The organism is Halobacillus sp. ABA4_118 (assembly GCF_056160205.1).
Genome location: NZ_JBSWWS010000001.1, coordinates 799,955 through 818,102 on the forward strand (window position 1 = coordinate 799,955; position 18,148 = coordinate 818,102).

Below are 18,148 nucleotides of genomic sequence, written 5' to 3' on the forward strand. Positions count from 1 at the left end.
CCATTACGCATACATTTTTTCAAATTAATGGTTACAAAGATGAGTTTTATAGTATAATAGTCACCTAATCGATTTTAGGGGGTTACATAATGGAAGTCAGCTTACAAAACAATGCGGGGGTTGTAAAAGAAGTCAAAGTAGGGTTCAGTTGGACGACATTCTTTTTCGGATTCATCCCTGCCTTGATCAGAGGAGACTTGAAATGGTCTGCAATCATGTTTATCACAGCCTTACTGGCAGGTATTTTCACTCTTGGATTTGGAGCTTGGATACCAGGTATCATTTTTTCTTTCGTATATAATAAGATTTACATCAAGGGACTCCTTGAAAAAGGCTATCTACCAAAGAACCAGAGAGACCGTGAAATTCTTGAGCAGCAGGACATCATTGCCCCTTCTGTCCAACAAGCTTAATTTCTAAGAAAAAGGTCTGGGTGTATGCACCCAGACCTTTTTCCAACTAAGTTAAACCAATCTTACTTCAGCAGCCTCTGTTTATTTTTGAACATCGTTTCTATCATATGAACCTGCAGCCTTTACCTGAGGAAAAATACTTTCCTCAACTTGATTCACAGAACTAAGCGTATGAATAAACGTCCCATCGCTTGTTTCCACTTTGTATTCCTTTACTAAATAAGTATCCTTATCAATTACCATTTCCACAGGATATTCGCTTTTGAAGTCACTCGGATTTTCTTCCTTCTTCTTTTCATGGATGGAGACATCTGTTTCCTTGGATAAAACATAATGATTTTTGTCCATATTCACAACAAAACTTTCCATATCAGTCCATCCATCAAATGGATCAGTTGTAAGGTTATTCAAAGAAAGAGTTTTATTACTAGTTGAAGGAAGCTGGATCCATTCGCTTCCCGCTTGAATATAATGGTGCTCCCCTTCCACATACATTTCAAGTGGCTCTTTTCCTTGCATGGATGTGGTTTTCGTGTATATCTTCGGCGTATCACCCGCTAAGTAATACCCTTCCATCATGACTTCCACTTCTCCTGAATCTTTCAACTCTTCACTTAGAAAATGGAAGCTTTCTACGCTGCTCATGGCTCCCAAAGACTTGTCTATCAGCTGTTTACCAGAAGGCACCTCTTCGTTGACTTCTACTGCCGGCTCAGATTCACTACTCAGAATCTTCGCTCCAAAAGATGTCGTTTCATTAAGCAGAATGATCGCTGTTACTCCACTGACCAGGATCAGCCCTGTCTTCCACTTCTTCAATTTCAACCACTCCTTCTCGTTTTATTTGACCCATTCACCTTGTACAATCAGTCTATGTGTAGGATCTGGAATGGGATCACACGTGATTAAGGTAATCCAACTTTCTCCCTCAATAGGTTCCAACACCTCTAAGTGATCAGGTTCCACTAGGAAAGTACGTTGTACTACATAAATATAGTCCTTATTCTCTGTTTTAACTTGGATATGATCACCTTTTTCCACTTCATCTAAGCGGTTGAATAATTTCCCGTGAGCATATCCGCGATGAGCAGCCAAAGCCGCATTACCATTATGGTCAAACTCTCTTTCCCCATTCATATAACCGACGCCGTAGTTTAAATTATATTCGCTGACACCCGTGAACACAGGCAGTTTCAAATCAATGGAAGGAATTTCAATAAGTGCAATAATGTCTCCATCCTCATCACCAGCGGGAATCCCCTCTTTCAAGCCAACCTCTAACATCTCACTTACATCCTCTAACTCATATTCCTGTTGAGCATGGACTTTCCGGGGCCATTCTCCATTTTCAAGCTGTTGTACATACCGGTCTGTCCTAACAATCGCTGCACGATCCTCCAACCACGGATAAACCATAATACTCAAACCTATTACGATAAGCACCACCGCACCACGTGCCACTTTAATCCCTCCTATAAAAAAAGAGCAAAACCTTAAGAAGATTCTGCTCCCATAACTTCATGGTTCTGTCTACGTTTTCGACTCAACATATAATAAACAGTTCCCGTTATCATAAGGATTGCGCCTGTTATGTAATACGCCCAAGGAGAATTCTCTCCTGTTTGAGGAAGGAGTCCTTCCTTCCATCTATCAATAAATGGTTCCTGCAATCCACTACCCTCTCCACTGTTTGGTGATGGAAGGAAAGATTCAGCATAAAATTGGAAAACGACATCGGATTTCAATCCTTGAAACTCGTTCCCTGATTCATAAGGAAATTCAATCCGAACTTTCATTTCATCCAAGTGATTGGCATTCAGACTCTTTAAAGTTACGTCTTGAAAATCCGACAAACGCCCGTCATAGGTCTGTTCACCATTTATCTCCAGGATGAATTGCAGCTGCTCATAAAATTTTTCGGATCCTTGTTTAAGATAAGAAGTCATAGCATACTGTACAGCCTCCGTCCCTTCATTAGCTAAAGAGAACGACCGGACGGCATAGTCACCGGGTTTGAAGTTTTTTATATTTAACATTCGATCTTGTGAAGTAGAAATATTAATTCTGGACTGGTTCTCCAAAGCTTGTGTGGATCCCACGGGGTTAAAGAGGACAAAGAGTAAGATGAAGATACTATAAATGGAAATGATTTTTAAGAAGAGACTTGAATTTTTCATATGTATTCTCCTTAAATTTAAAATATAAAAGCCGGGGGAGGATATCCCCCGACTACTGTATTAGCGTGCTTCGCCTTCAGATTGCATACCATTGAATGTCCATTCTAGAGATAGAGAGTCCCCTTGGAAGTGGTTTTGGTCTTCTCCATTATCTACAAACTCATACTGAACGTAGAGCGTGTCAGAAGTATTAGCAGCCAGTTTTCCACCACGTTCTGCGAACCATGGTCCAAAGATGTTCCCTTCAATAACATCAGGACTCATAGACTTTAACTCTGATAGAGTCGTAGAATAAATAGGAGCGTCCAGCTTGTCCGCGTTGAACAGGAAGTTAACACGAATATGATCACCAAAATCATTTCCATTATTGTTTCCAGCACCCGTGACTGTATAATCTGTAGCCAGTTCAATAGAACCGATATCCAAGCTTCCACCGTTCACCAAATCAAATGAACGTACCATCGTGTCTCCCGGCTTAAGATTATCTACTGAAATGACAGTTGTAGGTTGAGCGGTTAAATCCAATGTACCAGCCGCGAAGGATCCGCTAGCCTCTGCTGAATCACTGAAGTAGGCAAATGTTCCCCCTCCGACCAAAGACAATCCCAAAGCTGCTGATGCTACACCCAACCCTAATTTCTTTTTCAAACCCATACAAACTTCCTCCCTTTGAAAAATATGTGATATATTGAATCCTTGCTTATGTACAAGGAGTACAACCATTGATCAAACTTTTGCAGATTTTTCTTCTGTTTCTTCCTTCTTCTCTTCAATCTTCGAAAGCTCACGCCAGATTGAGATGCAGCCATAACCAAACAACCCAATGCCCGGTACAACCAGTAGAAGCAGTGATCCAAGTTTTGAATTCGCAAAATCCATCATGTAGCCGATATAAGGAATGGTGAATCCTGTATATTTACCCATCACATTTGGCGCCAGGACAGGTTCTAAATCGACCCCGTCGTTGTTGTCGCCTTTAGTTATATAAGAAACGTTTTCCCCGGATCCTTTCACTTCCATAACCCTGTGAGTAACCAGGACATTTTCCTCACGTAAGAAAGTGATGATATCTCCTTCTTTATAAGCCGTGCCATCTTCTGTTGGTTCAACAGCGATGATGGACCCCGTTTGAAAAGTAGGTTCCATTGATCCGGAAAGAACAGTTTTCAACTGATATCCCATAAACGTCGATTCGCCGCCGGAAACCTTAGATATTCCGACAATAACCACCATGAAAATTAGTACACCATAGAGTACAAAAGTCACCAGATTACTTAGTATCCTTTTCATGTGCATCCCCTTTTTCGCTGTCTTGACTGGACTTTTCTACATCTTCCTTGGTCACGGCTGCATCCACATCACTTGCCTTTTTCTTCTCTTCAGTTTCCTGCTCCTGGCTCGTCACAGAAGCTTCTGAATCACTTTCTTTTTCATTTTTCTCTTTTTTCTCTTCAGGTGTGGAAGAATCTACTGATTGATTCGAGGTTCCTTCTGAAGTTGCGGTATTGTCATCTTCTTCCGTTATATCTGTTTCTGAAGACTTGGAATTTTGCTGATTATCCTTAGGTTCTGATTGAGTATCTGTTGGTTCCTGGTTATCCTCAGGGGGTTTCTCGGATTTTTTTTGAGAAGACCCTTTTTGATCATCTGTTTCTGTATTGGCTTTACGTTCTTTTTCTGCTGCTTCAGATTCTTTTTCCTTTGCCTCAGCTGCTTTAGCGGCAGCTTCTTCAGCCTCTTCCTCTTTCTTCAATTTTTCAATTGCCTTTTCAACATTCTCCAAAGAGGACTTCACTTCTTGTTTTTTTGCATTCATTTCCTTTTTGCTGGTTTCTATCTTTTCCTCAGAACTAATAATCTTATCTTGAAAGGAACTTTCCATGTGTGTAAGTGTCGACTCCCCTATAACCGGCGTATCGGACTGTGTAAATTGATTATGAGAAAAGTAATTCAGGAGGTCGTTTACTTGTCTATCGTCTAAACCATGTTCATTAAAAGCTTCTACTAAATTCTGACCTGCAGATGGGTAAGAGCCTTGCAAGCAGGAAGATATCGTTTTTTCAGGAAGGCTGGAAATCACCTTTAAACTCTCATATACAGCCATACTGTCTGCTTCTAGAATTTTCCGTGAACCTCCCAGTTCTTTTTCTAAATTTTTAAGGTCATCCATGGCTTTATCTACATCTTCAACAAAGTTATTCATACGTTTTTTTTCATTAAGCAATTCATCGACCGAATATTGATCAATATCATCGATATCCTTAAAGTCACCGGAATAACTGTTTACTTTCGGAATTTCATCGAAATGGATATTATATTCATCTACAAGTTTTTTCAATTCCTGCAACTGCTCATTTATGTATGCAGGGAACACCTCGCATGCCTGAATTTCTGAGGTAGATGTATCTTTACTGTTAAAAGCTCCGAAGGTACTTCCCACCAAATGAGAACTTGCTCCAACAATTAAAGAACTGACGGCCACACCTACTGTCAACTGCTTCGTTTTTTTCAATGCTTTCATTCTCCATTGTTCTTTAAATTTAGCCCTTTTAGACTGCAGAGGATTTCACCCCTTTTTGGAAGCGTGTCGTTCTTTCGAGCTACACTTCGTTCTTTATAAAGAATTTGTAACCTGATTATATAGCCCTTACATCCTAAATGGAAATCCCTGAAAAAGGCTTAATTTCTTGATAAAGAACATCAAATCATATTTTTTCAATAAATTACTCCTTTTACCATATAAAAGGGACATTTTTCATGTTTGTGCGTTCTTTATATAGAATGGTATAATACATCATTTCGATAAAACCACCTACATTATCCCCTTAATAAGACTAAATCCACCATCGATTCACATTCATTTAGAAGTCAGAAAAACAGCAAAAAATGCGTCTTCCAAATTAGGAAAAACGCATCATCTCATAAACTATTTAAGTCATCCATACCTCCAGGTAGCTGGATATAATTGGATTTTAATCAATCTAAACTGGACAACTGTAAAAATTCAGCCTCGCAATCATGATCTTTACCAAAGATATGACTTCCTCCGAAACAGCCTTCGTCCCTCCAAGGGCAACCCCTCTTTCAAATACCTTCTGATTCAGCAGATAGCTCATTTCTACAGGAAGACTGTCTGTTTTTGTTAAAATGACCGCCCCGTTGTTTTTTGCGGCGAGCACCGATCCTGTTAATGCATCCGGAAAGCTGTAACCGGTGGCGATGTAGACATTGTCTGCGTCCATTTGAAACCTTCGGATAATTTCAGCCGATGTGCGAAAACGGTTATTTCCAGAGACACGCGTGGCATCAGGCAATTCGTTCATCACTTCATCACTGACCACCGACGAACCTCCGATCACAAAGGAATGATCAACAGAACGGAGAGCTTCCCTGGTAACCTCCGGCAGGGAAGCGGTACGCGTCAACAAAATCGGGTGTCCTTCCTGGCCGGCATAGGGAGCAATGGAGAGAGCATCGGGAAAATTATCGCCGTAGACAACAAATGCTGTATCCGATTTCTCCATCCGTTCTGCAATCTTTGCTGCTGTTTCATAGCGGTCTTTTCCGCCAATCCGCTCAATAGTAAGTCCCATTGCTTTTACTTCTGTTACAACTAATTCAGAAATGACACCCCTGCCTCCAAGAATGATAACTTCGGATGCCTTCAAGCGCTCCATTTCAGCGCGGGTCGTGTCAGTCAGCCGATCTTTTTGTACCAAAAGAATGGGAGCGTCGATTTCTTTTGCCAGAGGTCCGCCTGCAAGCGCATCGGGAAAGTTGTATGCCGTGGATAGGATCACAGTATCCGCTGTTTTCCAGCCTGACTTGGAGATTTCTACAGCTGTTTCGAAGCGGTTGGATCCGGCCAGACGGTCTTTTTCTTCTGCATGTACCCTAGGTGATACTAGCATCATAAAGAATAAAATCACACTTATTAGAACTGATAATAACTTCATTACATCCTCCTATAATGTTTTTCATTAAACATATATATTTTTATAATTTACTCATAATTAACAACCACAATATATATATCGGTAAAAAAGACAGGGGAATAAAAAATATACATGAGAATATTTTCTCATAATAGGTTGCCGCCCCCCTATATAGTATTATAGACTTAGTTATAAAGAATCATAAAAGGGGTAGTTATATGGGGTTTTTAAAAGAACTTGGAAAAGGGCTTGGAGACATTGTAGGTACTGTTACAGGGGAGCCAGTTAAGTGGGTTGGTAAGAAAATATCTGAAAAAGGAAATAAAGAAGCTGGAGAGTGGATTAGTGGAGTTGGAAAAGGGATCCAAACCTCTACAAAATTTGCAGGTGAGAGAATAGGGGAAACGGCCAGTGGCATTTACGGACTAGCTGAAAGTACAATAAAGCAAGACTCTAAACATCAAGCTAATGCATTTAAAGATTTAAATGACGGGGTGGGAAAGACCTTCCAAGGAGTTGGAAACACTATCAAACATACAGCTACTAATATTTCTGAAGTAGCGAATGGTGTTGTGGAGGGTGATGAAAAAAGATGGAAGGAGGGTTTGAAAAATGTCACTACTACTGCCGCTGTTGGAGTTTTAGGTGTTAGCATACTTGATGCGGGAGACGTGATTGATATAAATGGCAGCGAAAGTGGAATACATAGCAATCAAGTAAGTTCTCTCGACAGCACCCCAAATGAATACGATCCAACAGAAAAGACATCGATAGAAAACCCGAACACTCATCATGTAGATGCTCATTATGTAGAAGGGCATTGGAGAGATGGCCAATGGATAGAGGGATACTGGAGAGATGGGGATGGAAATACAGATATAGACACTTATGCCGGATACGAACAATCAAATCCAGATTACAAAGCGTAAATAATTATCTCCCTTACATAACGAAAGTCCCTAATAGTTAAAAAACTAATAGGGACTTTCCCATAAAACAAGCACCATCCTTTCTTAACAATTGAGGAGGGTGCTTGTTTTAATTTAGTGATATTTTTATGTTTCGTGAATAAACACAACTATGCTAATCATATTTGTTAACAATTATTAAACAGCTAACATTAATAGAGTGAGCAATAGCTTTCTTTTCTTATTCAAAATGAAACATCATGCAAACTATTTGCCATTTCGAGATGACTTATAACATGAAAGTAAGAAAAACGAAAAAATACACATCCATTAGAGTTTTAACAAGTCCACTTTAAAAAGAACAATAAGATTATTACCATCCATATGGCACACCCATTTCCCCTATCATCCGGTCAATCATACTCATCATCACGATCAAAAAGAAAAACGCCATCGCCACATTCGTCATTATGACGCCGTAAAACACATCCAGACCTTTAGCTGTTCCACCCGATTGAATCGAGAATAAAAGGGCCGTACTTGCCGTTACGTATAACGCAATACTCACAAAAAAGAAAAACGTCCCGACCGCATTCATTGATAGCAGCATAAACAGATTGGCAACTAGAAGTCCGGTCACAGGAAGAATGACGAGCGACCCGTATTTTGCCAGGACGCTCATATAAGTGATCTCTACCCGCATCCATTTGCCTACACCAAGGTTGACCGCGATAAACATCGCTAAAAAGAGCAGTTGATAGAGGAAAGGCTGCAGGACGAGAACACCAAAGAATACATCCGGCACAGCATCACCGAAGGTCCACACAGCCGCGTTTCTGGCCGCTAAATAAGAAAAGAACGGCATGAGAAAAGCGAGCAGCAGCAAAGCAATAAAACCATTCGCTCGCTGGGAAGCATCCGCCCGCTGACTGGCCCGAAACGGTTCCTGCAGCGCTTGAAGGGCAAAACGGTAAAACTGACGCCCTGTCTGTTTAGCCGTTTCTGTATAATCCTTCTGCGGAGGTAATGCAGCCGCTTCCACAGTCGATGCCGACGCATGCTCCGCAAGAACAGAGGCCCCGCATTTTCCGCAGAATTTACTGTCTTCATTCAATGGATTTCCGCATGTCGCACAATGCATAACATCCCAATCCCTTCATTAAAAATTATCCATCCGAACGATTGGTTTCATTGATCGCTACCTCTTCAATTTTCCATCTGTCGCCCTCTTTCACGACGGTATAATCCTTCGTCCGCTCGTAGTGCGTTTTTTCTCCTTCCGAGTCGGTAAAGATGAACGCTTCATCCGTTGTCACCACATAGCCATCCACTCCATAAGCAGTAGATTTCACAATGTTATTCTCCGTAAACGCATAGGTGAAGCCTTTGCCGGAGATCCCGTCCAAATAGTCCTTAAACTCAGCGGAAGCCTGACTGCCATCCTCGAGGAAAGGAGCAATCATCGAGAAGTCCTCCGCATTCAACGCTTCTTCATAGACCTCCCGGAAATCGAGCACGTGATCCTCGGCCGCTTCGGAGTCATCCGATTCCGGTACGTATTCAAAGACCGATTCCTCCGGTTCCTCCAGTTCTTCCTCAAAATAAAAACTCAGCTCACCCCAGTAGTCGCCATCCTCCGTACGGATCTGTCCGGACTTGACCACCTCTTTCTTATCGTTTGTCCACTCCGCATGAAGGGCCAGCTTGTTTCCGTCCGGCACAGGACCGATGACTCCCAGCTCATTCAGCGACTTCTTCGTACTCTTTCCGTTGACAAAAAGAATCGCTTCCGGCTGGTTGGTATCGACATCATACGTAGTCCCTGCAAAATATAGTTCCATATAATAATCCGATTCCTCCGCCAGCACCTGGTATTCCCACGTTTCTTTGAAACTTCCATATACGTTCGATGCCTCCCCCTTCACCTTATACAGACCAGGGTAGGCTTTGACCGTGACTTCGTCCTCTCCAGCATTCTCCACGGTGATTTTTTCTTTGCCGACTGTAAAGGAAGCCTCGTCCATGTTCGTTAAGAATCTGATCTCAGTCGGAACCGCTTCAATTTCATACGTCTTGTACATCCCAGGGATTACGGCTGTCTTTTTGACAGACAAAATCGGGCTGCCGTATTCATCGCGGATGATGGTATCGAACCGCTGTTGTCCGCTGACGGCATCCAGCATCTGCTCACGGATGGTCTCCCAGTCGTTTTCCTTCAAATACTGCAGGTATTCCTTCTCATTCAGCCATGCTTTTTCATCCAGGGACAACTCACTTACAAAAGCCGCCGCATCATTATTCGTGACCGCACGATCCATCGCCCGAATCTTCGTCGTCGGGTCAAGCATCGATGACAAAATCAAATGAGCAGTCAGCAGCACAACAAAAACCGCCCCTATCGAGATCAGCGTGATTTTCTTTTTCCGCGGCATCGGTGGTCTCGGTGCTTTAGCTTCCGACCGGGTCAGCGGAGCATCCTTGGGTGCACCACATTCGGTACAAAAGGTTTCTTCCCCGCCCATCTCATGACCGCAGTGTTTACATACTTCCATCCAGCGACCTCCCTCGCCCTTGAAGGTGTTTCCCCGCCTGCTATGTACCTTCCTCCCTTCACCTGATTTAGTTCCATATAATGGGGAGTAATTAACTATACTCAAACGGCCGGGGGTGTATGACTGTCCCTTTTTCCATAAAAAAGAAGAGGACATCCCTCCATGGGACGCCCTCTTCTTCCTATTCCTCTATTTACTTTGTAAACTTCACGCAGACCGGCTCGGGCACGAATACATCAGATTGAACAAGCGTCAGCCTGCCGGTTGATTTGTCCCGCTCGAACAACGTCATCGTGTTGGACTTCTGATTCGTCGCAATCAGGAACTCCTCGGAAGGATCCATCACGAAATCACGCGGCCAGTTCCCTTCTGTTGAGGTCCACTCTACAAAAGTAAGTTTCCCTGTATCCTGATCGACTTCGTAAACGGCGATGGAATTATGCCCGCGGTTGCCGGCATAAACAAACTGTCCATCTGAAGAAATATGAATGGCACTGCCATCATTGGTTTCATCAAAGTCCTTAGGGATTGCGGCAATGGCCTGCTGCTCGGTGAAGCTGCCATCCTTCTCATCGTAATGAAGCACAAGCACTTCTGAGCTGAGCTCCGTCATCACATAGGCATACTTTTTGTTCGGATGGAAGGTGATGTGGCGAGGGCCGGAACCCGGTTTCGTGTTGAACACCTGTACCTGACTCAACTCGTCATTGTCTACGGCGTAAGTGATGACACGGTCGCTGCCAAGGTCAATCGCTATCACGTATTTTTCATCAGGGGTAAAGCCTGCATAGTGCATGTGCGGCTTTTCCTGACGCTCATGAGGACCGGTCCCTTCATGCTCCACGATTGAAACTGCAGGATTCAACGATCCATCTTCATTGGTCAGGTAGGAGACCACTTCTTTTGTATGATAGTTAGCCGTGACAACATTGTTGTTCAAATGATCCACACTCACGTGGCACGGTGGAGATCCTGCAGCTGTCTGAGCGTTCAACTTCGTGAGTTCTCCCGTTTCTTCATTGATGGAAAAGGACGTGACGCCACCATTTTCTCCGTCTTTGGAAACCGCATAAAGATTCTTTTGATCATCACTCACGGTGACGTACGTAGGGTTCTGCAGTTCTGCAGCCAACTGAACGTTTTTCAGTTCCTTAGTATCTGTATCAAGCGTGAACTGATAGACGCCTTTACTTTCCTGTTTGGTGTACGTACCGATGTAACCAACATATTCCGGCATAGTAAAACTCCTTTATTGGGGTAATATAAATGAATTTCCGAATTAATTATCTCATAAACTCCCGCAGTCCTAAATCAATACCATCTTTCATAAGTCAAAGTACTTGGTTCACATTTATAAAAACACTCCTGTACACAACTGCTTGAAGCACACAAGCAGCTGCCGCATTTACTTTATCCAACCAACCAAGTAAACTTTATGTAATTACCTATCTTAAAGGAGTTTTCCCCTGTGAATGAAGACCAGCAAACGGTACTGACATTATTCAAACAAAAGCAGACCGACTATGACAAACATATGGAGGCCATCACCCATATATGGGAGGAATACGGTCGGAGAAAACAGCCTGTTATTCAGGATCCTTACTGCTTCGCCGCAGGACTTGAGTACCTCGCTTCAAAAACGTTCCTAGGACCCAAAATTTCGCAAAAGGCATGTGCAGACAAGTATGGCGTCACCTCCCACAAAGTGTCCCAGGCGTACCGCAGGCTCAGTGATACGGCAGGAGATATCATATCTTCCTACTGGAGGGCGGCCGTTGAAGGAAGGTTCCAGACACCGCCCCCAAACTCTAAGCTGTTGGATGAACTGGTTGACCAAGTTCTCCACATGCAGACCTATTCCGGTAATTTCAGCACGGAACTTACCATGGACCAGCGTTTTATGCTCGGGGACCTCTTTTCCAGTTTTTATGGGGCGTCCTTTCAAGAGAAAATCGAATTATGCGTAGAATTGTTTACGATCCACCCGTACCATCCAGACCTTTACATCATTCTCGCAGAATTCTCCCCGTATAATCACAAGAAGAAAAAGATACTGACAAAAGCCATGATCAATGGAGAAAACGCGATGGATCCTTTTATCATGAAAGATTTAACAGGAGAACTCTGGATGGAGGTTGATGCCCGTCCGTATTTACGTGCAAAAGCGGCGTATGCTGAACAGTTGATCCGTGAGTACGACATTGACGGAGGGATCCTTCATTACCGCGAACTGCTGCGATTGGATGAGGGGGACAACCAAGGAATCCGGTATAGGCTTCTTCCGCTGTACTTAGAACATGGATACTACACAGAAGCCAGGGCTTTACTAAATTCCATACAGGAATCCGATACCTTCTTCCTGTTTTATGAAGCCATTCTTGCTTATTTAACAGAAGGGCTGACAAGGAGAACAAGAATTCTCCTTCAAAAAGCCGATCATCACAATCCCTATGTGAAGGAGTTCGTTCTTCACCCCAAGAAACGTCCGGAGGATCTGCCCGACTATTATGGGGTAAGGGACGAATCGGAAGCCGCCGTCGTTGCCGCCGATACGCTCTGGGTATGGAACCAGCATAAATCCTTTACCCAGGCTTTTCTTGACCTTTCATAAATTAAAGAGCCACCATCCACTGCGTAATCATGGATGGTGGCTCTTTTTCGGTGGCACGAATTGGATTTCCGGCATTCAGCGTGAATATCATATAGACAGGATAAAATTACAAATTCAAAAGGTATAAAGTCTTTAATGATCCCTTTCGTCATAAAATGAATCGTTCATTAAACGAAAGGGTGAGAGCATGCCTGATTTCTGTACAAACTGTGGAATGAAATTAAAAGCAGACACTAATTTCTGTGAGAATTGCGGCCAAGATTTCAGTTCATCCATCCCAGCTGTCTCTGAAAACCAATCCAAAAGAAAAAAGTCGGCCTTATTTTTTTGCCTGGCCGGATTCCTTCTGATTTTTATTGCCGGTTATTACAGTTGGGACCACTTACGTGCAAAGAACCTTGATCAAGAAGTTTTAGTTAAACCGGAGAAAGGCAGCGTTCTGGAAGTTGAAGAAGAGAGAAATGAAGACGCGCCTCCAGCATCTCAGGAGAGTGAAGTTGAACATACAAGCGAACCGGAAACTACAGAAAAATCTGTGGAGAATAAAGAAGACCCTTTGGCTCGTTATGAGGAAAAATTAAATAATCTGGCAGATGTCCATCCTTTTGACCTTGGTACATGGACGTTGAACAAGAACGCGCAAGAGATAGAGTTATCGATTGAAAACCCTGACAGCAACGGTATATTTACTTTATATCAATTGTACGACACAGGCGAATACGATGTGTTAAGAGCCTGGGCTCAAGAAGTTTTTTACATAGCTCAGGAGATAGAAGAAAGCACAGGAAGCAATACATCCATTTCTATTTCGACCACCTGTGATCATCAAGTTCCAGAAACCATGTTTCCATCAGACATGCTTTCCTATTCCGGCTCCTGTGGATACTCCCTTCCTATTCTTTACGGGGATACCAAAGAAAATCTTACTTTACTGTTACACACGAAAGTATTCAAAGAAGAGGAAGAGCTGTTATCGAGAAGCTTTCACGTACCATCCATAGTGAATTCCATTAAAGCTGAATACAGCCACATCAATGAAAACCAGAACCTTTACACTCAAGAAACCGCTGCCCCTGATGTGACAGAGTATATCAATGAAAACCGGGTACGCAGGAAATTAGTTGAACAGAAATTGGATGGGTCCACCATTGAATCATTTTATACGGATAATGGCGAACTTTTCTTTATCTACACCGAAAAAGATGGGGAGGAGGACCGCTATTACTTCAGTGATGGTCTATTGATACGGTGGATCGATTCAAGTGGGAGGACCATTGATGCAGGGATTGAAACCGAAGAATTCTTGAAACTTAATCATTACTGGCAGGAACAACTTATGAAGTGGAAAGAGAATGACTTTTATTAAATGTGTTAGATTGGTAAAAATCTAATTTGGGAAGTAAGTATGTTAATCACATATCTCATGTGTTCTTTTGGATTTATCTAATGAATTTTTCACCCCCCTCTAGTAATAAGGAGATTTAAAGAAAGGAAAGATATATTAAATATTTTCAAGTCGATGGGGTAAATTCTTTTGTCCCTTATAAAAGGGGGTGCCACAATATGGGCAACACCCTTTTATCTAATTACTTAACGAACGATTCTCCTTAATCATTTTGATCAAAGGGAAAAACAAGGAAATCGCAGCCAAACTGAGCAAAATCAGAGAAATCGGTCTCGTAAAGAATATTGTATATAAGGAATCGCCGCTGATCACCAAAGCCCGCCGGAAGTTTGACTCCGCCATCGGTCCGAGAATCAATCCCAAAATGAGCGGCCCTAATGGATAATCGAATTTCCTAAACAGAAGTCCGATAAATCCGCTTATGAACATCACCCATACGTCGAATACGCTGTTGTTCAGAGCGTACGCACCGACGATACTGAATAGGATGACTGAAATCCAGATGAATTCTTGCTTAAGCAACAATATTCTTGAAAACAGTTGGGCTCCGAACAAGCCAATAATAATGACGAATATATTTGAAACCAGTAAGAGTCCGAAGATGGTGTGAACGATATCTGGGTTTTCCACAAGCAGATTGGGACCCGGCTGCATCCCGTACATCATAAGCGAGCCGATAAGAATCGCAGTGACTGCATCGCCCGGAAGGCCGAGTGTCAACATGGTCGTAAAGGCACCGCCAATAACGCCGTTGTTCGCAGTACACGTAGCAGCTAGGCCGCTGAGCGATCCATTGGTGAATTCTCCTTTCTTCTTATCCTTAGCAAACTTCTTACTCTGCTCCCACGTAACAATCGACGCTATATCTCCACCCGCACCAGGAATGGCTCCTATGAAAGTGGAGACAATGGAGGACATGGCAAAGGGCTTCATCATCTCCTTATGCTCCTTCCTGTTCGGCAGAATCCGCCCGATATGCTGCTTCGCCTTCTCTAACTTCTGTGGATTCTCAAGCACTTGATAAAAGATTTCTCCGACACCAAACAAACCGATCATAATCGGGATAAAGGAAATACCGTCATAAAGTGCGCTCTGCTCAAAGGTGAAACGGGGTGTGCTGACAATCGGATCGAGCCCGATTGTTGCTATGAATAATCCAATAAACCCTGTAAGCATTCCTTTAATCATTGATTTTCCCGACACCCCGATCATCATCGACAAACCGAAAATTGCCAAGGCGAAGTATTCTGGGGCTCCGAAGCTTAAGGCGAAGCTTGATATAGGTTGGGCGAGCACGATAAGAAAAATCGTACTGATGATTCCACCAAGTCCTGAATAAATGGCATTGATTCCTAACGCAAGTCCTGCTTTCCCCTTCTTCGTCAATGGATAACCGTCGAAGGTTGTCGCCATTGATGCAGGGGTGCCTGGTGTGTTAATCAGAATCGCCGGGATTCCGCTTGCAAATATACCTGTACAATAGATTGAGATAAGCATAGCCAGTCCTTGTTCCGGTGGAAGCCAAAAGGTAAGAGGCGTAAGTATAGCTATACCCATCGTCGCCGTAAGTCCCGGAAGCGCACCAATGAACAGACCGAGGGTACTACCTATCAAAATGAATGTGATCGTGCCTATTTGGAGTAAATCTCCTAAGAAGACCATCGTTCCCCTCCTTCTAGAGTATGATGTTGAAGCCTTCCGTAAAAATGTAATAAACAGACAGGCTGAGGATTACCGATAATAGGACAGAAGAAAGGACTTTTATTTTGAGAATAACCCCCATTAAAAACAGGGTAATTATAGATATGACTAGAAAAGGTAATGTCTGGAATAAAAAAACAAACGCCCCAATGGTGACGATGAATAGCAGAAGTCGCTTGTTCATCACCTGTTGGTATTCTTCTTCCTCCGCTTTATGAAGCGCGAGGAACGTTTCGACCACAGTGAGGACCATGATGACGATCAATGTGACCCGCGGGAAAAAAGCTGGCCCTACTCCCTCTTGCTGGAATGCCGTATTGAACTGCGACGTCTTCCAGAACAAAAATACAGCGATGATGAAGATAGTCGCATTTATCCAAAGGCGAAGATCTTTCACGTCCTTCTCCTCCCTTCATACCTTTACTGATTCAATTCAATGGTCGGAATTAGCTCATTGAAGTAATCGTACTGTTCTTTTGCGTAAGATTTGAATTCTCCGCCGTCTTTATAAGCAGGAGTCATGCCACGATCATCCATTAACTTCTGGAATTCATCGCTGTCTGAAGCTTCTTTAAACGATTCTCTCAACTTCTTTAAAGCTTCTTCCGGGATTCCATTGGGAGCGACGAACCCACCCCATCCAGCAACGGAAACATCATACCCAACTTCCATCAACGTAGGTGTATCCGGTAATGAAACATCACGCTCTTCTCCCATGACCGCAAGCACCTTCAAGTCACCACTTGCAACACCGGCACTTACTTCAGAAGGGCTTACAGAGACAGCCGATATATGCTCACCCATCAGCGCCGTCACCGCGGGAGCCGCTCCTTCATAAGGAACATACTCGACATCAACATCTGCTTCCTGAGCAAAAGCCGCAGCTGCAATGTGCCAGATGGATCCCGTACCGGAATTACCTATCTGGATTTTCCCTGGATTATTTTTTGCATATTGTACGAAATCTTCAATTGTATTGTAAGGAGCATCGGCCGGAACAGTGATTGCCGCCGGGATTGTCATGAGTTGACCTATATACTCGAAATCATCCGGTTTTATATCTGCAAGTCCTAATCCATCAAGCATCGCCATTTCTACAGGCACATATCCGAGCGTATATCCATCCGATTGGGCATTTTTTGCAGCGAGCATTCCGGTTGCACCAGAACCACCCGTCTTATTTGTAATCGTCACCGGAACGCCAAGTCCACTTTCCATTTCTGATGCTATGGTTCTCGATACCAAATCCGAGGATCCACCGGATGCGAACGGAACAATCACTTCGACCTGATCATCCGGATAGTTTGACGCTTCTGAGTTAGAACTGGAACTACTGCATGCGGTTAGAATCAAAGCGAAGAATACCATAATGGATATACTTACTTTTTTGTTCATACTGATTCGCTCCCTTGATTTTATATAGTTTTACAAGAAGCTCCTTCCACTAAGGAAGGCTTCATAACTTTCTTTTGGACATCAAACGGTTCTTCAAGCTTCAGCCGGTTCTTCAGCATGATCGATGCTTCTATTCCGATTCGCTTCATCGGCTGCGTCATCAGCGTCAATTTCGGTTCAATCAACTCCCACTGGGCGTTATCACCGAAGGCTATAAGGGATATATCTTCCGGAATCCGCAGTTCTTGATCCCGAACTGCTTTCAAAACCCCCTTCGTCATCGTATTATTGCAGGAATAAATTGCCGTCGGTGGCTTCGGATTCATTAGTAACTCGATTGTCGCCCGATACGCCTCATCTTCTTTAAAATCTGCTTCCAAAATAAGTGATTCTCTATTATCCATCCCCCGTTCCTTCACTGCATCGACGGCACCATAGAGACGCTCTCTTCCTATCGAATTACGTTCATGACCGTAAATTATGCCGACCGTCTTATGACCAAGACGGTAGAGATAATGAATACATTCATAAGATCCGTAATAGTTGTCATCGACTATCAGATCCGTATCGACTTTATCTACTTGTCTATCGATAGCAATGACCGGGATGTTTTTCTTCTGGATTGATTCAATTACGTCACCATTCTCCCCCGTCGGTATGATAACTAACGCATCGACCTGCTGTTCAATAATAACCTTCAGCGCTTCCCTCTCGAGATATGGGTTATCATTGTGACTGAGCAACATCATATGCGACCCTAACGAACGAATCATCTCCTCGACGTCCTTCGCAATAGACATTAAATACGGGTTGGATATATCCGATGTGAGAACAGCAATTTTATTGGATTTCGAAGCCTTCAAGCTTCTAGCGTTCGCATTGACGCTATACCCAAGGCGCTGAATGGATTTCAAGACCGTATCCCTCGTATCCTTGCCTACGTACCCTTTCTCATTAATCACTTTTGAAACGGTTGCAATCGATACTTGTGCTTCCTTTGCTACATCTTTTATTGTTACTCTTCTCATACTTATACCTCCGTGATCACATG

The 18,148-nt window shown here is 43.1% G+C and carries 18 protein-coding genes; 4 read left to right on the forward strand and 14 right to left on the reverse strand.

The genetic code is table 11. The features are described from left to right. Positions 1 to 89 precede the first annotated feature (89 nt). Entirely contained in the window at positions 90 to 413 is a 324-nt protein-coding gene (locus ACXAGL_RS04020) for a DUF2628 domain-containing protein (RefSeq protein ID WP_281658644.1), read from the forward strand. Positions 414 to 494: 81 nt separating this feature from the next. Here ACXAGL_RS04020 and ACXAGL_RS04025 read toward each other — a convergent pair whose 3' ends face one another. The 7 genes from ACXAGL_RS04025 to ACXAGL_RS04055 form a co-directional block, all read right to left on the reverse strand. Continuing rightward, positions 495 to 1,232: a hypothetical protein gene (locus ACXAGL_RS04025; RefSeq protein ID WP_474989975.1), complete on the reverse strand. Its 738-nt coding sequence runs from the start codon at positions 1,230 to 1,232 to the stop codon at positions 495 to 497. Between the two features lie 21 nt (positions 1,233 to 1,253). Continuing rightward, a complete protein-coding gene (locus tag ACXAGL_RS04030) occupies positions 1,254 to 1,874 on the reverse strand; it encodes a class D sortase (protein ID WP_474989977.1) in 621 nt (206 codons plus the stop codon). 32 nt (positions 1,875 to 1,906) lie between these two features. After that, a complete protein-coding gene (locus ACXAGL_RS04035; protein ID WP_474989979.1) occupies positions 1,907 to 2,590 on the reverse strand; it encodes a TasA family protein in 684 nt (227 codons plus the stop codon). A gap of 60 nt (positions 2,591 to 2,650) precedes the next feature. After that, positions 2,651 to 3,244, reverse strand: a complete 594-nt coding sequence (locus tag ACXAGL_RS04040; protein ID WP_474989981.1) for a CalY family protein — start codon at positions 3,242 to 3,244, stop codon at positions 2,651 to 2,653. 72 nt (positions 3,245 to 3,316) lie between these two features. Further along, positions 3,317 to 3,880, reverse strand: coding sequence for a signal peptidase I SipW (sipW, locus tag ACXAGL_RS04045; RefSeq protein WP_474989983.1), 564 nt, complete (start codon positions 3,878 to 3,880; stop codon positions 3,317 to 3,319). Next, a complete protein-coding gene (locus tag ACXAGL_RS04050; protein ID WP_474989985.1) occupies positions 3,861 to 5,111 on the reverse strand; it encodes a hypothetical protein in 1,251 nt (416 codons plus the stop codon). Before ACXAGL_RS04050 ends, sipW begins: the two co-directional genes overlap by 20 nt. A 460-nt stretch (positions 5,112 to 5,571) precedes the next feature. Continuing rightward, positions 5,572 to 6,546 (reverse strand): cell wall-binding repeat-containing protein, encoded by a 975-nt coding sequence (locus ACXAGL_RS04055; protein WP_474989987.1) that lies wholly within the window; start codon positions 6,544 to 6,546, stop codon positions 5,572 to 5,574. 197 nt (positions 6,547 to 6,743) lie between these two features. On the opposite strand from ACXAGL_RS04055, the gene ACXAGL_RS04060 reads away from it, so the two are divergent. Further along, entirely contained in the window at positions 6,744 to 7,454 is a 711-nt protein-coding gene (locus ACXAGL_RS04060; RefSeq protein ID WP_474989989.1) for a hypothetical protein, read from the forward strand. Positions 7,455 to 7,806: 352 nt separating this feature from the next. Here ACXAGL_RS04060 and ACXAGL_RS04065 read toward each other — a convergent pair whose 3' ends face one another. The 3 genes from ACXAGL_RS04065 to ACXAGL_RS04075 all read right to left on the reverse strand — a co-directional run bounded on the left by ACXAGL_RS04065 (position 7,807) and on the right by ACXAGL_RS04075 (position 11,222). Then, positions 7,807 to 8,574: a zinc-ribbon domain-containing protein gene (locus tag ACXAGL_RS04065; RefSeq protein WP_474989991.1), complete on the reverse strand. Its 768-nt coding sequence runs from the start codon at positions 8,572 to 8,574 to the stop codon at positions 7,807 to 7,809. Between the two features lie 25 nt (positions 8,575 to 8,599). Further along, the gene (locus ACXAGL_RS04070) at positions 8,600 to 9,985 is read right to left on the reverse strand and encodes a TcaA NTF2-like domain-containing protein (RefSeq protein WP_474989993.1); all 1,386 of its coding nucleotides are present in this window, start codon (positions 9,983 to 9,985) and stop codon (positions 8,600 to 8,602) included. A 193-nt stretch (positions 9,986 to 10,178) separates the two neighbouring features. Next, positions 10,179 to 11,222 carry a lactonase family protein gene (locus ACXAGL_RS04075; RefSeq protein ID WP_474989995.1) on the reverse strand — a complete coding sequence of 348 codons (1,044 nt, stop codon included), beginning with the start codon at positions 11,220 to 11,222 and terminating at the stop codon, positions 10,179 to 10,181. A gap of 231 nt (positions 11,223 to 11,453) precedes the next feature. Here ACXAGL_RS04075 and ACXAGL_RS04080 point away from each other — a divergent pair, with 231 nt between their 5' ends. After that, positions 11,454 to 12,596: a hypothetical protein gene (locus ACXAGL_RS04080; RefSeq protein WP_474989997.1), complete on the forward strand. Its 1,143-nt coding sequence runs from the start codon at positions 11,454 to 11,456 to the stop codon at positions 12,594 to 12,596. Between the two features lie 187 nt (positions 12,597 to 12,783). Then, positions 12,784 to 13,962, forward strand: coding sequence for a zinc-ribbon domain-containing protein (locus ACXAGL_RS04085; RefSeq protein ID WP_474989999.1), 1,179 nt, complete (start codon positions 12,784 to 12,786; stop codon positions 13,960 to 13,962). 216 nt (positions 13,963 to 14,178) lie between these two features. On the opposite strand, the gene ACXAGL_RS04090 is transcribed toward ACXAGL_RS04085, so the two are convergent. From ACXAGL_RS04090 to ACXAGL_RS04105, 4 genes are read right to left on the reverse strand one after another with little or no spacing between them, the layout of a single operon-like run. Continuing rightward, positions 14,179 to 15,663 carry a tripartite tricarboxylate transporter permease gene (locus ACXAGL_RS04090; protein WP_474990001.1) on the reverse strand — a complete coding sequence of 495 codons (1,485 nt, stop codon included), beginning with the start codon at positions 15,661 to 15,663 and terminating at the stop codon, positions 14,179 to 14,181. A gap of 13 nt (positions 15,664 to 15,676) precedes the next feature. Further along, positions 15,677 to 16,099 carry a tripartite tricarboxylate transporter TctB family protein gene (locus ACXAGL_RS04095; RefSeq protein ID WP_474990003.1) on the reverse strand — a complete coding sequence of 141 codons (423 nt, stop codon included), beginning with the start codon at positions 16,097 to 16,099 and terminating at the stop codon, positions 15,677 to 15,679. 23 nt (positions 16,100 to 16,122) lie between these two features. Continuing rightward, the gene (locus ACXAGL_RS04100; protein ID WP_474990005.1) at positions 16,123 to 17,097 is read right to left on the reverse strand and encodes a tripartite tricarboxylate transporter substrate binding protein; all 975 of its coding nucleotides are present in this window, start codon (positions 17,095 to 17,097) and stop codon (positions 16,123 to 16,125) included. 20 nt (positions 17,098 to 17,117) lie between these two features. Further along, positions 17,118 to 18,125, reverse strand: a complete 1,008-nt coding sequence (locus ACXAGL_RS04105) for a LacI family DNA-binding transcriptional regulator (RefSeq protein WP_474990007.1) — start codon at positions 18,123 to 18,125, stop codon at positions 17,118 to 17,120. Positions 18,126 to 18,148 lie beyond the last annotated feature (23 nt).

Coding starts and splice junctions, on each gene's coding strand:
- ACXAGL_RS04020 (WP_281658644.1), top strand. CDS start 90: ATGGAAGTCAGCTTACAAAACAATGCGGGGGTTGTAAAAGAAGTCAAA.
- ACXAGL_RS04035 (WP_474989979.1), bottom strand. CDS start 2,590: ATGAAAAATTCAAGTCTCTTCTTAAAAATCATTTCCATTTATAGTATC.
- ACXAGL_RS04040 (WP_474989981.1), bottom strand. CDS start 3,244: ATGGGTTTGAAAAAGAAATTAGGGTTGGGTGTAGCATCAGCAGCTTTG.
- sipW (WP_474989983.1), bottom strand. CDS start 3,880: ATGAAAAGGATACTAAGTAATCTGGTGACTTTTGTACTCTATGGTGTA.
- ACXAGL_RS04050 (WP_474989985.1), bottom strand. CDS start 5,111: ATGAAAGCATTGAAAAAAACGAAGCAGTTGACAGTAGGTGTGGCCGTC.
- ACXAGL_RS04055 (WP_474989987.1), bottom strand. CDS start 6,546: ATGAAGTTATTATCAGTTCTAATAAGTGTGATTTTATTCTTTATGATG.
- ACXAGL_RS04060 (WP_474989989.1), top strand. CDS start 6,744: ATGGGGTTTTTAAAAGAACTTGGAAAAGGGCTTGGAGACATTGTAGGT.
- ACXAGL_RS04065 (WP_474989991.1), bottom strand. CDS start 8,574: ATGCATTGTGCGACATGCGGAAATCCATTGAATGAAGACAGTAAATTC.
- ACXAGL_RS04070 (WP_474989993.1), bottom strand. CDS start 9,985: ATGGAAGTATGTAAACACTGCGGTCATGAGATGGGCGGGGAAGAAACC.
- ACXAGL_RS04075 (WP_474989995.1), bottom strand. CDS start 11,222: ATGCCGGAATATGTTGGTTACATCGGTACGTACACCAAACAGGAAAGT.
- ACXAGL_RS04085 (WP_474989999.1), top strand. CDS start 12,784: ATGCCTGATTTCTGTACAAACTGTGGAATGAAATTAAAAGCAGACACT.
- ACXAGL_RS04090 (WP_474990001.1), bottom strand. CDS start 15,663: ATGGTCTTCTTAGGAGATTTACTCCAAATAGGCACGATCACATTCATT.
- ACXAGL_RS04100 (WP_474990005.1), bottom strand. CDS start 17,097: ATGAACAAAAAAGTAAGTATATCCATTATGGTATTCTTCGCTTTGATT.
- ACXAGL_RS04105 (WP_474990007.1), bottom strand. CDS start 18,125: ATGAGAAGAGTAACAATAAAAGATGTAGCAAAGGAAGCACAAGTATCG.